10 protein-coding genes are annotated in these 13,621 nt (G+C 57.3%); 8 read left to right on the forward strand and 2 right to left on the reverse strand.

What is annotated here, in order from left to right; translation table 11 throughout:
- The first annotated feature begins 153 nt into the window (after positions 1–153).
- The gene (locus tag AAHF05_RS13885; protein WP_128348835.1) at positions 154–1,467 is read left to right on the forward strand and encodes an MFS transporter; all 1,314 of its coding nucleotides are present in this window, start codon (positions 154–156) and stop codon (positions 1,465–1,467) included.
- Positions 1,464–2,252: a substrate-binding domain-containing protein gene (locus AAHF05_RS13890; protein WP_129325429.1), complete on the forward strand. Its 789-nt coding sequence runs from the start codon at positions 1,464–1,466 to the stop codon at positions 2,250–2,252. Before AAHF05_RS13885 ends, AAHF05_RS13890 begins: the two co-directional genes overlap by 4 nt.
- On the opposite strand, the gene AAHF05_RS13895 is transcribed toward AAHF05_RS13890, so the two are convergent.
- A complete protein-coding gene (locus AAHF05_RS13895; protein WP_028019615.1) occupies positions 2,227–3,126 on the reverse strand; it encodes a LysR family transcriptional regulator in 900 nt (299 codons plus the stop codon). The two genes, AAHF05_RS13890 and AAHF05_RS13895, sit on opposite strands and share 26 nt — an antisense overlap.
- 334 nt (positions 3,127–3,460) lie before the next feature.
- Between AAHF05_RS13895 and mtfA the strand changes: the two genes are divergently transcribed.
- Positions 3,461–4,258 (forward strand): DgsA anti-repressor MtfA, encoded by a 798-nt coding sequence (gene mtfA / locus AAHF05_RS13900; RefSeq protein ID WP_028019616.1) that lies wholly within the window; start codon positions 3,461–3,463, stop codon positions 4,256–4,258.
- Here mtfA and AAHF05_RS13905 read toward each other — a convergent pair.
- Entirely contained in the window at positions 4,255–5,466 is a 1,212-nt protein-coding gene (locus tag AAHF05_RS13905; protein ID WP_129325431.1) for an MFS transporter, read from the reverse strand. The genes mtfA and AAHF05_RS13905 overlap by 4 nt on opposite strands.
- Positions 5,467–5,604: 138 nt before the next feature.
- On the opposite strand from AAHF05_RS13905, the gene AAHF05_RS13910 reads away from it, so the two are divergent.
- From AAHF05_RS13910 to AAHF05_RS13930, 5 genes are read left to right on the forward strand one after another with little or no spacing between them, the layout of a single operon-like run.
- Positions 5,605–7,347 (forward strand): IucA/IucC family siderophore biosynthesis protein, encoded by a 1,743-nt coding sequence (locus AAHF05_RS13910; protein ID WP_129325433.1) that lies wholly within the window; start codon positions 5,605–5,607, stop codon positions 7,345–7,347.
- Entirely contained in the window at positions 7,347–8,294 is a 948-nt protein-coding gene (locus AAHF05_RS13915; protein WP_129325435.1) for a GNAT family N-acetyltransferase, read from the forward strand. Before AAHF05_RS13910 ends, AAHF05_RS13915 begins: the two co-directional genes overlap by 1 nt.
- Positions 8,291–10,033, forward strand: a complete 1,743-nt coding sequence (gene iucC / locus AAHF05_RS13920) for an IucA/IucC family siderophore biosynthesis protein (RefSeq protein WP_129325437.1) — start codon at positions 8,291–8,293, stop codon at positions 10,031–10,033. Before AAHF05_RS13915 ends, iucC begins: the two co-directional genes overlap by 4 nt.
- Positions 10,030–11,355, forward strand: coding sequence for a lysine N(6)-hydroxylase/L-ornithine N(5)-oxygenase family protein (locus AAHF05_RS13925; RefSeq protein WP_129325439.1), 1,326 nt, complete (start codon positions 10,030–10,032; stop codon positions 11,353–11,355). The genes iucC and AAHF05_RS13925 overlap by 4 nt, the downstream gene beginning before the upstream one ends.
- Positions 11,356–11,381: 26 nt before the next feature.
- Entirely contained in the window at positions 11,382–13,571 is a 2,190-nt protein-coding gene (locus tag AAHF05_RS13930) for a TonB-dependent siderophore receptor (RefSeq protein WP_129325441.1), read from the forward strand.
- Positions 13,572–13,621: the final 50 nt, after the last annotated feature.

Consider the following 13,621-nt stretch of genomic DNA (forward strand, 5'->3'; position numbering starts at 1 on the left):
AGTTATTGTTGCCATTAATTGTATTTACACAGTGAATAGTATTCATGCAAAAAATGCATCAGCCGATGCGGCATTTGCGCTTATCTATTTCCTCGTCCTGATCCAGTTTTCAGAAACAGACGCGTAAAACGTCAACAATAACTGGAGATAACCATGTTTTCCTCAACCTCACCTGCAACCGTACGGTCTAAGGCGGGCGCGATACTTCGCGTGACGTCCGGCAACTTTCTTGAACAGTTCGATTTCTTTCTTTTCGGCTTCTATGCCACCTACATCGCCCACACGTTCTTCCCGGCGAGCAGTGAATTTGCGTCGCTGATGATGACCTTCGCCGTCTTCGGCGCGGGCTTTTTGATGCGGCCCATCGGGGCCATTGTGCTTGGTGCGTATATCGACAAGGTGGGGCGCAGAAAGGGGCTGATCGTCACGCTTTCCATCATGGCGGCGGGGACGTTCCTGATTGTGCTTATCCCCTCTTATCAAAGCATTGGTCTGTGGGCACCGCTGCTGGTGCTGACGGGCCGTCTGCTGCAGGGCTTTTCCGCCGGTGCAGAGCTTGGAGGCGTCTCGGTCTATCTGGCTGAAATCGCCACACCGGGCCGCAAAGGCTTTTACACCAGCTGGCAGTCCGGCAGCCAGCAGGTCGCCATTATGGTCGCCGCGGCGATGGGTTTTGCCCTGAATGCCCTGATGGAGGAGAGCGCCATTCGCGAATGGGGCTGGCGCATCCCGTTCCTGTTCGGCTGTTTAATCGTGCCGTTTATCTTCTTCCTGCGCCGCAAGCTGGAGGAGACGGAAGAGTTCAGCGCGCGCCGCCATCATCTGGAGATGCGTCAGGTCTTTAAAACGCTGCTTGGCAACTGGCAGGTGGTGGTCGCAGGCATGCTGATGGTGGCGATGACCACCACCGCGTTCTACCTGATCACCGTCTACGCCCCCACCTTTGGCAAAAAGGTGCTGATGCTCAGCGCCTCGGACAGCCTGCTGGTCACGCTGCTGGTGGCTATCTCTAACTTCGTCTGGCTGCCGGTGGGCGGTGCGCTGTCGGATCGCTTCGGGCGCAAGCCGGTGCTGATTGCCATGACGCTGCTGGCGCTGGCGACCAGCTATCCGGCCCTGACGCTGCTGGCTAACGCCCCCAGCTTCTCCATGATGCTGAGCGTACTGCTGTGGCTCTCCTTCCTCTACGGCCTGTATAACGGCGCGATGATCCCGGCCCTGACGGAGATTATGCCTGCCGAAGTGCGCGTGGCGGGCTTCTCTCTGGCTTACAGCCTGGCAACGGCGGTCTTTGGCGGCTTTACCCCGGTAATGTCCACCGCGCTGATTGAATACACCGGTGACAAAGCCTCGCCTGGCTACTGGATGAGTTTCGCTGCCGTGTGTGCCCTGCTGGCCACGCTCTACCTCTACCGCCGCCGTGCGGTATCGCTGCAAAACACCGTCAAGTCACAGGAGGCTGTATGAAACGCACTTATCGCTATACCGCCAGCGCGCTGGTGCTGACGTTCCTGAGCGCCAATGCCTGTGCTCAGGACGTGACGGTCATGATCTCAGGCGGCTTCAAAGCCGCCCTGGAAAAGCTGGCCCCGGAATATGAACACCAGACCGGGGATAAAATCGTGATCATCCCCGGCCCCTCAATGGGCACGACGCCGCAGGCGATCCCAAACCGCCTGGCGCGCGGCGAGAAATCCGACGTGGTGATTATGGTGGGCGATGCGCTGGAGAAGCTCGAAAAAGCCAGCCAGACCCAGCCGGGTTCGCGAACTGAACTCGCGGACTCTCCCGTTGGCATGGTGGTGAAAAAAGGTGCGGATGTTCCTGATATCAGCAGCGAGGCGACCCTGCGTAACGCGCTGCTGCAGGCCAGCTCCATCGCCTACTCTGACAGCGCCAGCGGCAGGTATGTCAGCCAGGCGTTGTTCAAAAAGCTGGGGATTGAAAAGGAAGTGGCGGGCAAAGCGACAAAGGTCGAGCGTATTCCGGTTGCCTCAGAAGTGGCGAAAGGAAAATACGCCGTGGGCTTCCAGCAGGTCAGCGAGCTGCTGCCGGTTCAGGGCGTTACCTTTATCGGGAAAATCCCTGATAGTCTGCAGTACATCACGCGCTTCGCGGGTGCGGTCACCCGCCATGCCGAACATCCCGCGGAGGGGAAAGCGCTGCTGACCTATCTCGCCTCACCGCCCTCAAGGGCCGTCATCAAGGAGACGGGGATGATCCCCGTTACGTCCGGCGATACTGCTCGGTGATCTGCTTTTCCAGTTCAGCCGCTATGTAAGACTGGATGCGCCCCCGGCGCCGGATAAGCCCCACGGTGCGTTTCACTTCCGGCGCCACCAGCGGCAGATGCGTCAGCAGCGTATGCTCTGACGTCGGCATCGACATGGCGGGAACGGCAGCAATGCCAATCCCCGCCTCTACCATACCAAGCATCGTGGTGACGTGACGGGTTTCACAGACGCTGGGGCGCTCGGGAACAATATCTCCCAGCATCCGATCGAGCAGGTTACGGTTACCTGACGTTTTATCGAGAGAGATATAATCCTGCTGATAAAACGCCTGCCACGTCAGGTGACTCTTTTGTGCCAGCGGGTGATCCTTTCTGCACGCCGCGACATAAACATCCTCCACCAGCGGAAAAAATTCGATGTCAGGCGGCAAGTTTCCTGCGAAGCAGATACCAAAATCCGCCTGGCTTCGGGCCACGGCGTCAATCACATTTCCTGCACTGCTATCGATGAGCTTAATGCGAACGCGTGAATAGCGAGACTGAAAACGACGAATCACGTCAGGCATAAAATAACAGGCCGCAGAGGGTACCGTGGCGACCGTGATAAGCCCTGTCCGTTCTTCACTGACTTTATCAACATCAGCCAACATTGACTCTACGCTGTCGAGCAGCTGAGCCGATCGTTCAGCAAAGTTTTGCCCGTATAGGGTTAAGGCCACGCGGCGGGTGGTACGATCGAACAGCCGGTTTCCCAGCGCGGCTTCCAGCTTTTCAATCCTGCGGCTCAGCGCCGACTGGGATAAGCAGATAGATTCAGCAGCGACACGGAAGTTACCGTATTCCACTAACGCTCTGAAAGCATAGAGATCGTTAAGGTCAAAATTCACGGGCATGGCGTCTAAATGTCCTGTCAGGGAATACGCAACAAAGTCAAAAATAATAGCGTCTTATTGACCTACCGCAACCGGTGAGGTGTTGAAATTCAGATTAGCGTTCGTTGTAGTCAAGGTAACGATGGTTTCTCTTTGTCGGTGAATTCACTGAGACTACAGACAAGGCCACGACAGACTTCACAAAATGAAGGTGATGCCCGCAAACCGCTACCCACCGCTACGTACGAATGATAGTTTATTCAGGCTGGAATTGTCGCAGTGAGCGATTTTCTGGCGTCTTAACCGAACCTGACTTTCCCATTTTTGTTCAAGTGACGAGTTTGCGAGCAAAGCGATGATAAAGTGGCCCTGGAAAACGAATGAGGCTGGCCGGGATGTGGCGCTGCCATGGGATGACGCGCTGACGATCCCTGTTCTGGCTAATCTAAACCCGGATGAACAATCGAAACTGGTTCAGCTGGCGGATCGTTTTTTGCAGCAAAAACGCCTGGTTCCGCTGCAGGGATTCGAACTAGACCCGCTGAAAAACGCGCGTATCGCCCTGCTGTTCTGCCTGCCGGTTCTTGAACTGGGTATCGAGTGGCTGGACGGTTTCCACGAAGTGCTTATCTATCCCGCGCCGTTTGTTGTCGATGACGAATGGCAGGACGATATCGGGCTGGTGCACAACCAGCGCGTGGTTCAGTCCGGACAAAGCTGGCAGCAAGGACCAATTATCCTCAACTGGCTCGATATTCAGGACTCGTTCGATGCGTCAGGTTTTAATCTGATTATTCACGAGGTGGCGCATAAGCTCGATACCCGCAACGGCGATCGCGCCAGCGGCGTGCCATTGATTCCGCTTCGTGAGGTTGCGGGATGGGAACACGACCTGCATGCCGCGATGGATAATATCCAGGATGAAATAGACCTGGTGGGGGAAAGCGCAGCCAGCATTGATGCCTATGCGGCGACCGATCCCGCAGAGTGCTTTGCGGTACTCTCTGAATACTTTTTCAGCGCACCAGAACTCTTCGCCCCCCGATTCCCGGCACTGTGGCAGCGATTCTGCCAGTTTTACCAGCAAGATCCCCTGCAGCGTTTACGGCAGAATGAGGATGCTGGCGGCCATTCTCCCCGCCAGGTCCATTAATTTTTTTCAGCGAGGGGACGCTCAGTTGATCGAACCCCTATGCTGAGCACTAAAAACAGCAATGCCATGCCTAATGCAGCCATCGTTAAAAACTGTTCACCGTAAAAACGTGTCACTACAGGTACCAGCAGCGCGCTAACACCGTAGCCTAATGTGTGGCTGGTGGCGATCGCTCCCGCCCCTTTGCCCGTGGTTAGCCGATCGTTAAGCAGTAGCTGATATCCCGGTGTTGCCATGGCTGCCCCGAGCGACGTAATGACAATCCCCACGTAGAAAAGCGCCAGACCCGCCACAGACATCAACCCAAGCCCCACTACCATCAATACCGCGGCCATGCAGAGCAGTGTCACCGGGCTGAAATATTGCGGGCGGACCACCAGAAACTGCGCCGCGAGCGTGGCCAGCGCGGCCAGGCTCAGCAGGAGAGCAACATGATGGCTGATGTCCCGGACGTTACCCTCCAGCAGCGGGCTAAGATGCGGTGACAGGCCAAGCTGCATTAAACTCACCAGGGCCGCCAGCAGCAACGCCAATAACAGGAACGGCAGCATTGAAGCCCGCAAACGCGTCGACTGATGCGCCACTGGCGGTAACGGTGGGTCCGCCACTTCGCGAAGCACCAGCAGCAAAGCGATGAAAGGCGCAATCGCCATCAGCCAGAGCGGTGCTACCGGATTGACGCTGAGCATCAGCGCCGCCAGCGGTGGCCCAAGCAAACGACCACAGCTCAGGCCGGAGCTAATTGTCGCCAGTGCGGCCATTCTTTTTTCCAGACCCGCGCGCTGGATAGCCCACGTCTGAGCCGCAGGTACCAGGCCTGAGACCGTCAGACCATAGAGCGTGCGCGAGAGAACCAACCCCGTCAGGCCCCAGACCTTATCCAGCATCCCGGCCGCCATCGCCCAGACCACCAGCGACATCACCCCGAAACTGACCAGATAGCCACTCAGCGAGGCCAGCATCACGACCTTACAGCCATGTCGCTCGCTCTGGCGTCCCCACCAGGGTGATGCGGGTAAAAAGAGCATGGATCCGAACATCAACAGCCCGGCCCAAACCGAAAGCGAAAGCCCTGTCTGGGTGACCAGTTGCGGAAGCATGACCAGCAAACCGTTTTGCCCAATCCCTAATAAACCTGCACATAACGCCAGGGACCAGTTGGCTTTTGGGGTGACGTTTTCCGTCAACGTTTCAGAGTCAGTGCGCATGAGAATGTGAACATAGTGTCAATAAATGTGTGGAAATCATGAAGTTTATGAAAACAAATATTGCAAAAATGGTTGCGACTGTAAACAGAATGAATATCATAACGAGAATTATTATCAATCATGGAATGAGGTTCATCTATGCGTACTCTGCCCCGCTCCGCCGGTACAGACGTTGCGGCCCAGTGTTTTTTAAACGCCCTGTTGCGTGAAACGAAGGACTGGTACTATCACTCCGCAACCTCTGCGGATGAGTTATCGCACATACATATTCCGCTTTCTCCAGCCCAGGCTCTTCGGGTTCCGGTACGGTATTTTTCCCCGACCCAGCATCATCAGTACTGTTTCCCGGCAACGCTTATCCAGAGTGACAATGACAGTAGTGACGCCGTCACATTCCACCAACTGGTTGATTTAATTCTTGAAAAACCGTCAATAAAAGGTTCGCTGGATGCCGATACGCTGGCGCGTTTTAAGCAACGCGCCATTGAAAGCCATGCGCACACCTGGCAGGCGATTGATTTGCGCCACAGCTGGCCAACCCTGCGCGATAAACCGTTAACCTTTGCCGAAGCGGAACAGGCGCTGCTGGTCGGCCATGCATTCCACCCTGCGCCAAAGTCACACGAGCCGTTTAACGAAACCGAGGCGCGTCGATATTTACCCGATTTCGCTTCTCGCTTCCCGCTGCGCTGGTTCGCCGTTGAGAACACGCTTATTGCCGGTGACAGCCTGAATGTTTCCCTGCGCGAACGTTTACTACGCTTTGCAGCCCAGAGCGCCCCTGAACTTCTCGGCCACTTCACCGACACCCGCTGGCTGCTTCCGATGCATCCGTGGCAGGCGGAGTACCTGCTCGGTCAGGAATGGTGCCAGCGGCTGGTGACCAACGGTTCGCTGCAAGACCTGGGTGAAGCGGGCGCACAGTGGCTGCCAACCAGCTCTTCACGCTCGCTGTACAGCGAAACCAACAGCGACATGATTAAGTTTTCCCTCAGCGTGCGCCTGACCAACTCCGTGCGCACGCTGTCGGTGAAAGAAGTTAAGCGCGGGATGCGTCTGGCTCGTCTGGCTAAAACCGAACGCTGGCAAGATCTACAGGTGCGCTACCCGACCATGCGCGTGATGCAGGAAGATGGCTGGGCGGGGCTGCGCGACGAAAACGGCGTGATTCAGGAAGAGAGCCTGATGGCCCTGCGCGTCAATCTGCTGTTTGATACTCCGTATACGCAAACAAATGTGCTGGTGAGCCTGACCCAGGCCGCGCCGGACGGCGGCGACAGCCTGCTTGCCGCTGCGGTGCGTCGTCTGAGTGAGCGCCTGGATTTACCGCTCGCCCGGGCCGCGCGCTGCTGGCTGGACGCCTATTGCGACCGCGTATTACTTCCGCTGTTCAGTGCCGAAGCCGATTACGGTCTGGTCCTGTTGGCACACCAGCAAAACATTCTCGTTGAGATGCAGCAGGATTTCCCCGTCGGGCTTATCTACCGCGACTGCCAGGGCAGCGCCTGGACCGAAGGAGCCGACGCATGGCTGAAAGAGGCGGGCGAAACTGATGTGGAAAACCACTTCGGTGAGAGCCAGCTGCTGCGCTACTTCCCTTACTACCTGCTGCTGAACTCTACCCTTGCCGTCACCGCAGCCCTCGCCGCCGCTGGTTTCGACAGCGAAGAAAACCTGATGGCACGCGTGCGTGACGCGCTGGCGGAACTGCGCCGCACGGCCAAGCAGACCCGCTGTCTCGACTACGTGCTCGACAGCCCGATCTGGAACTGCAAAGGCAACTTTTTCTGCTATTTGCACGATCGCAACGAAAACACGATTGCCGACCCGGCAGTGATCTATTTCGACTTTAGCAACCCGTTTTACAAGGAGAAGGTGTGATGGCTAACGCGAACATCGTTCATTCCGGCTACGGCTTTCGTTGCACCGCAACGGACACGCCCCTGCCGCTGACGTTGGGTCTCGACGGTAGCGCGGTGCTGGAGCGCCTGCGCGATATCCCGGACGGCTGGCTGGCTGAAGCGCTGGCTCAGCTGTTTGTCGCCGCGCCTACCCTCAGCGGGATCACCCTCCCCTGGGCTACCTGGAAGGATGAACCGCAGGCACAGGCACTGTTTAACCACGCGTGTGGCGATTATCTGGCGCGCGAAACTTTCTGGCAGCTGCCGCTGTGGCTGAAAGGTGAACGCCCCCTGGCCAGCGGCGGTATGCAGTTTGATGAGAGCCGTCAGCTGTACTTCCCGCTGCGTCCTCACCGCCCGCAGGGCGAGGTATACCGCCGTTATGACCCACAAATCAAGCGCACCCTCAGCTTCCGCGTGGCCGACGTGGCGCTGGACGGCGAGCGCTTCACCCACTGGATGAATAACCCGCGCGTCAATGCCTTCTGGGAGATGGCCGGCCCGCAGGCCGAGCAGGAAAACTACCTGCGTCGTCAGCTCGACTCGACCTATTGCTACCCGGTTATCGGCTGCTTCGACGACCAGCCGTTCGGCTATTTTGAACTCTACTGGGCTCCAGAAGACCGTATTGGTCGCCACTACCGCTGGCAGCCATTTGACCGTGGGCTGCACATGCTAGTCGGAGAAGAGAACTGGCGTGGTGCGCAATACATCCGTAGCTGGCTGCGCGGCCTTAGCCACTATCTGTATCTTGATGAACCGCGCACCACGCGCATTGTCGCCGAGCCGCGCTTCGACAACCAGCGCCTGTTCCGCCATCTGGCGTCTGCCGGTTTTGATACCGTGAAAGAGTTCGACTTCCCGCATAAACGTTCGCGCCTCATCATGAGCCAGCGTCACCGCTTCTTCAACGAGGTGGGACTGTGAACGCACTGTGGCAAAAAGTGAACCATGAGATGGTGGCGAAGATCCTCGCCGAGCTGGAATACGAACGCACCCTGCGCGCTCATTCTCTGGCAGCCGACAGATGGCAAATCACCATGGGGGCGGAGAGCTGGCAGTTTCATGCCACGCGCGGGATCTGGGGCTGGCTGCATATCGATCCGGATAGCCTGACCACCGCCAGCGGTGCCGCCGTGGAAGCGGAGAGTGCACTGCTGCAGCTGGCGACGGTGCTGGAGATGAGCGATGCGCAAACGTCGGAGCATCTGGAAGATCTCTACGCGACGTTGCGGGGCGATATTCAGCTTTTACAGGAGCGTGAAACGCTGGATGCCGACGCGCTCATTCATCTCGACCCGGATGAATTGCAGTGCCTGATGAGCGGTCATCCTAAGTTTATTTTTAACAAAGGACGCCGCGGATGGGGTCTGGATGCGCTGCGCCAGTACGCCCCGGAATATCGCGGGCGTTTTCGCCTGCACTGGGTTGCCGTTCAACGTGATCATCTGGTCTGGAGCAGCGACGCCGATTGCGATATCAACGTCCTGTTGGCAAGCACCATGGACAACGCCGAACGCGCCCGGTTTGACGCGCGCTGGCAGACGCTGGGTCTCGACGAAAGCTGGCTGCCGGTGCCGCTGCATCCGTGGCAGTGGCAGCAAAAAATTGCCATTCATTTCCTGGCGCAGCTCGCGCGTGGTGAGATGGTGGAACTGGGGGAATTTGGCGATGAGTATCTGGCGCAACAATCTCTGCGCACGCTGACCAACGCCAGCCGTCGCGCGCCGTATGACATCAAGCTGCCGCTGACCATCTACAACACCTCCTGCTATCGCGGCATTCCGGGCAAGTACATTGCCGCCGGGCCGCTGGCTTCGCGCTGGCTCCAGCAGCAGTTCGCCACCGACGCCACGCTTACCCGCTCAGGCGCGCAGGTGCTTGGCGAACCCGCAGCCGGGTATCTGTCGCATCCGGGTTATGCCGCCTTGCCGAAAGCGCCCTATCGCTATCAGGAAATGCTGGGCGTGATCTGGCGCGAAAATCCGTCGTGTTATCTGCAGGACGGTGAACAGGCGGTGCTGATGGCGGCGCTGATGGAAACCGACAATGCCGGGCGCCCACTGATCGACGCGTGGATCAACCATTCCGGGTTAACTGCTGAAGCCTGGCTGGAAAAGCTGTTTGCAGCGACGGTTATCCCCTTCTACCACCTGCTCTGCCGCTACGGCGTGGCGCTGATCGCCCACGGCCAGAACGTGACGCTGGTGATGAAAGACTCTATTCCGCAGCGCATCCTGCTGAAAGATTTCCAGGGTGATATGCGCCTGGTGGATGAGGATTTCCCGCAGGCCCAGAGCCTGCCGGAGCAGGTGAAGGCCGTGACGGCACGCCTGAGCGCGGATTACATCATCCATGACCTTCAAACCGGCAACTTTGTCACGGTGCTGCGCTTTATCTCGCGTCTCACCCAGCAAAGCGGCATCAGCGAAACGCGTTTCTATCAGATCCTGGCCGGAGTGCTGCGCCAGTATATGGCAGCTCACCCGGATCTTGCTGAGCGGTTCGCGAAATTCGACCTGTTCAAACCGCAAATTATTCGCGTGATCCTCAACCCGGTCAAACTGACCTTCTCCGAACACGACGGCGGCAGCCGCATGCTGCCGAACTATGTCACCGACCTTGATAACCCTCTTTTTCTGGCCTCCCGGGAGTCAGCACAATGAAAACCTATGATTTCATCGGCATTGGTATTGGCCCGTTTAACCTCAGCATCGCCGCGCTGGCGGAAGGGCTGGACGGTTTTAGCTCGCTGTTCCTTGAGCGCAAGCCGCATTTCTCCTGGCACCCTGGCATGATGGTGCCGGATTGCCATATGCAAACCAGCTTCCTCAAGGATCTGGTCAGTGCCGTCGAGCCTACCAACCGACATAGTTTTCTCAACTACCTGGTACAGCGTAAAAAGTTCTACCGCTTTCTAACCACCGAGCAGCGCACCGTTTCTCGTGAGGAATTTGCCGATTACCTGTGCTGGGCGGCGGAAAACCTCACCAACCTGTCATTCAGCCAGCAGGTACAGCAGGTGAGTTTTGATGAGAAAAACGGCCTGTTTGAGGTGATCACTCAGCGTGACCGCTTCCTGGCACGCCATGTCTGCGTGGGGATTGGCAAACAGATCAATCTTCCTGACTGCGTCACAACTCAGGACGATACCTGCTTCCACGCCAGCGAGATGATGCTGCGCACGCCGGATCTCGCGGGCAAGCGCGTCACTGTTGTCGGTGGCGGCCAGAGCGGTGCCGACCTGTTTTTGAATATTTTCCGTGGCGAGTGGGGCCAACCGTTGAGCCTGAACTGGGTATCGCGACGTAATAACTACAACGCCCTGGATGAAGCCGCTTTTGCCAACGAGTACTTCACGCCGGAGTACGTGGACAGCTTCTCCACGCTCGGTGAAGAGGCGCGTCGCCAGATGCTGCACGAGCAGAAGATGACCTCCGACGGTATCACCACCGAGTCTCTGCTGGCGATTTATCGCGCCATGTACCACCGCTTCGAAGTGCTGCGTGAAAAACCCTGGGCGCACCTTTTGCCGTCCCGCTCGGTGACCGAGCTTACGAGGCTGCAAAGCGGGCAGCGCCTGGCAATACAGCATCATCTCGACGGCGGACGCGAACAGCTGGAGACCGATGTGGTGATCTTCGCCACCGGTTACCGCAGCGTACAGCCTGCTTTTCTCGCCCCACTGTCTCACCGCCTCCATCTGGATACGGACGAAGCTTTCTGCATTAACAACGATTTCACCCTCGAATGGGACGGCCCGCAGAGCAACCGCCTGTTTGCCGTGAATGCCGGGATGCACCGTCTCGGTATTGCTGAACCCCAGCTCAGCCTGATGGCCTGGCGTGCCGCACGAATTTTGAATCGCGCACATGCTGACGAGCCGTTTGAGTTGGCTACCTCCCCTGGCGTGATCCACTGGCGTACCACCACCAGCCCGGAAAGCAGCCAGGTTTTTAAATCGTTATCAAAAACGACTGAGTACTGACACACACAATCAGGATCGACATAACAATGAAATGTTCTCATCTTTGGGTTTTAAATCCTTGTTTGCTTGCAATGCTTTCTACCTCTGCATGGGCGGAAGAACAAAAGGAAGAAAATATCGTTGTCTCCGCCAGCCGTGCGCATCGCAGCGTGGCGGAGATGGCGCAGACCACCTGGGTCATTGAGCGGGCTGAAATTGAGCAGCAGGTTCAGGGCGGAAAAGAGATTAAAGAGGTACTGGCACAGCTGATCCCGGGTATGGACGTCAGTAGCCAGGGGCGTACCAACTACGGAATGAACCTGCGCGGCCGTTCGATGATGGTCATGGTCGACGGTGTGCGCCTGAACTCGTCCCGTAGTGACAGCCGACAACTGGACTCCATCGATCCGTTCAACATCGACCGTATTGAAGTGATCTCCGGTGCCACATCGCTCTACGGCGGCGGCAGTACCGGCGGTCTGGTGAATATCGTCACCAAAAAAGGCCAGCCAGAGACTGAAGTTGAGTTCCAGACCGGAACAAAAAGTGGCTTTAACAGCCATAACGACCACGATGAGAACGTGTCGGCAGCCGTCAGCGGCGGCAACGACAATGCTTCCGGTCGCCTGTCGGTCTCCTATCAGCGCTACGGTGGCTGGTACGACGGCAAAGGCAACGAGGTGATCATTGATAACACCCAGACCGGCTTACAGTATTCAGACCGTATTGATGTGATGGGGACCGGCACCATCAACATCGACGATCACCAGCAATTGCAGCTGACGACGCAGTACTACAAAAGTGAGTCAGACGGTAAGCATGGGCTGTACCTCGGGAAGAACTTCTCAGCGGTAACGGGAGATGCTAACGCGTACAACAAAGGGAATCTCGACTCTGACCGCGTGCCGGGTACCGAGCGCCATCTGATAAACCTGCAGTACTCCAATACCGATTTCCTGGGTCAGGATCTGGTTGCGCAGATTTACTATCGTGACGAGAGCCTGACCTATTATCCGTTCCCGACCCTGACCAAAGGTGTGGTGACCAGTATCGGCGCCTCTCAGCAGAAAACCGATTTTTACGGCGGTAAGCTGACGCTGAACAGCAAGCCAGTGGATGATTTGAACCTTACCTGGGGTGTCGACGCCGACCACGAAACCTTCGATGCCAACCAGCAGTTCTTCAACCTGAGCAAAGCCGCGGCGAGTGGCGGCATGGAGCTGGACAACGCGTATAACGTAGGTCGTTACCCGGGTTACAGCATCACCAACCTCGCCCCGTTCCTGCAGGCCAGCTACGATATTGACGCCATCACCCTGAGTGGCGGCGTGCGTTACCAGTACACCGAAAACAAAGTAGATGACTTTGTGGGTTACGCGCAGCAGCAGGCTATCGCCACTGGCAAAGCCACCTCCGCAGACGCGGTGCCGGGCGGGAAGACCGATTACAACAACTTCCTGTTTAACGCCGGGATCCTCGGTCGCCTGACCGAGCAGCAGCAGGTGTGGTTTAACTTCTCGCAGGGCTTTGAAATTCCTGACCTGGCGAAGTACTACGGTTCCGGCACCTATCAGCTCAGCAATGGTCACTATCGCCTGCTGAATAGCGTGAACGTGAACGACTCAAAACTGGACGGTATCAAGGTTAACGCTTACGAGCTGGGCTGGCGCTACACCGGCGATAACCTGCGCACGCAGGTCGCGGCCTACTACTCGCTCTCGGATAAAACCATCACCATCAACAAGACGGACATGACCATTAACCTCGAAGACGACAAACGTCGTATCTACGGAGTGGAAGGTCAGGTGGACTATTTCTTCACCGACAGCGACTGGAGCACGGGCGCGAACTTTAACGCCATCAAGTCTGAAACCCGTGAAAATGGGAAATGGGAGAAGCTGACGGTTGACAGCGCCAGCCCGTCGAAAGCCAGCGCATGGGTCAACTGGGCACCAGGCGACTGGACCTTGCGAGTACAGAGCACGCAGACCTTTGACGTCTCTGACTCCGACGGTAAGAAGATTGATGGCTATAACACGGTCGACTTCCTGGGTAGCTACGCCCTGCCGGTGGGTAAAGTCAGCTTCAGCGTGGAAAACCTGCTGGACAAAGACTACACCACCGCCTGGGGCCAGCGCGCGCCGGGGCTGTATAGCCCAACCTACGGTGCACCGGGCCTTTATACCTACAAGGGCCGTGGACGCACGTTTGGTCTGAACTACTCCGTACTGTTCTAATACCGCGCGCCGCCTGCGGGCGGCGCATTTTGCTGTGTAATTTCGAAGCA

It is taken from the genome of Enterobacter adelaidei (assembly GCF_041937165.1).
In the GTDB taxonomy this organism is placed as follows: Bacteria; Pseudomonadota; Gammaproteobacteria; order Enterobacterales; family Enterobacteriaceae; genus Enterobacter; species Enterobacter adelaidei.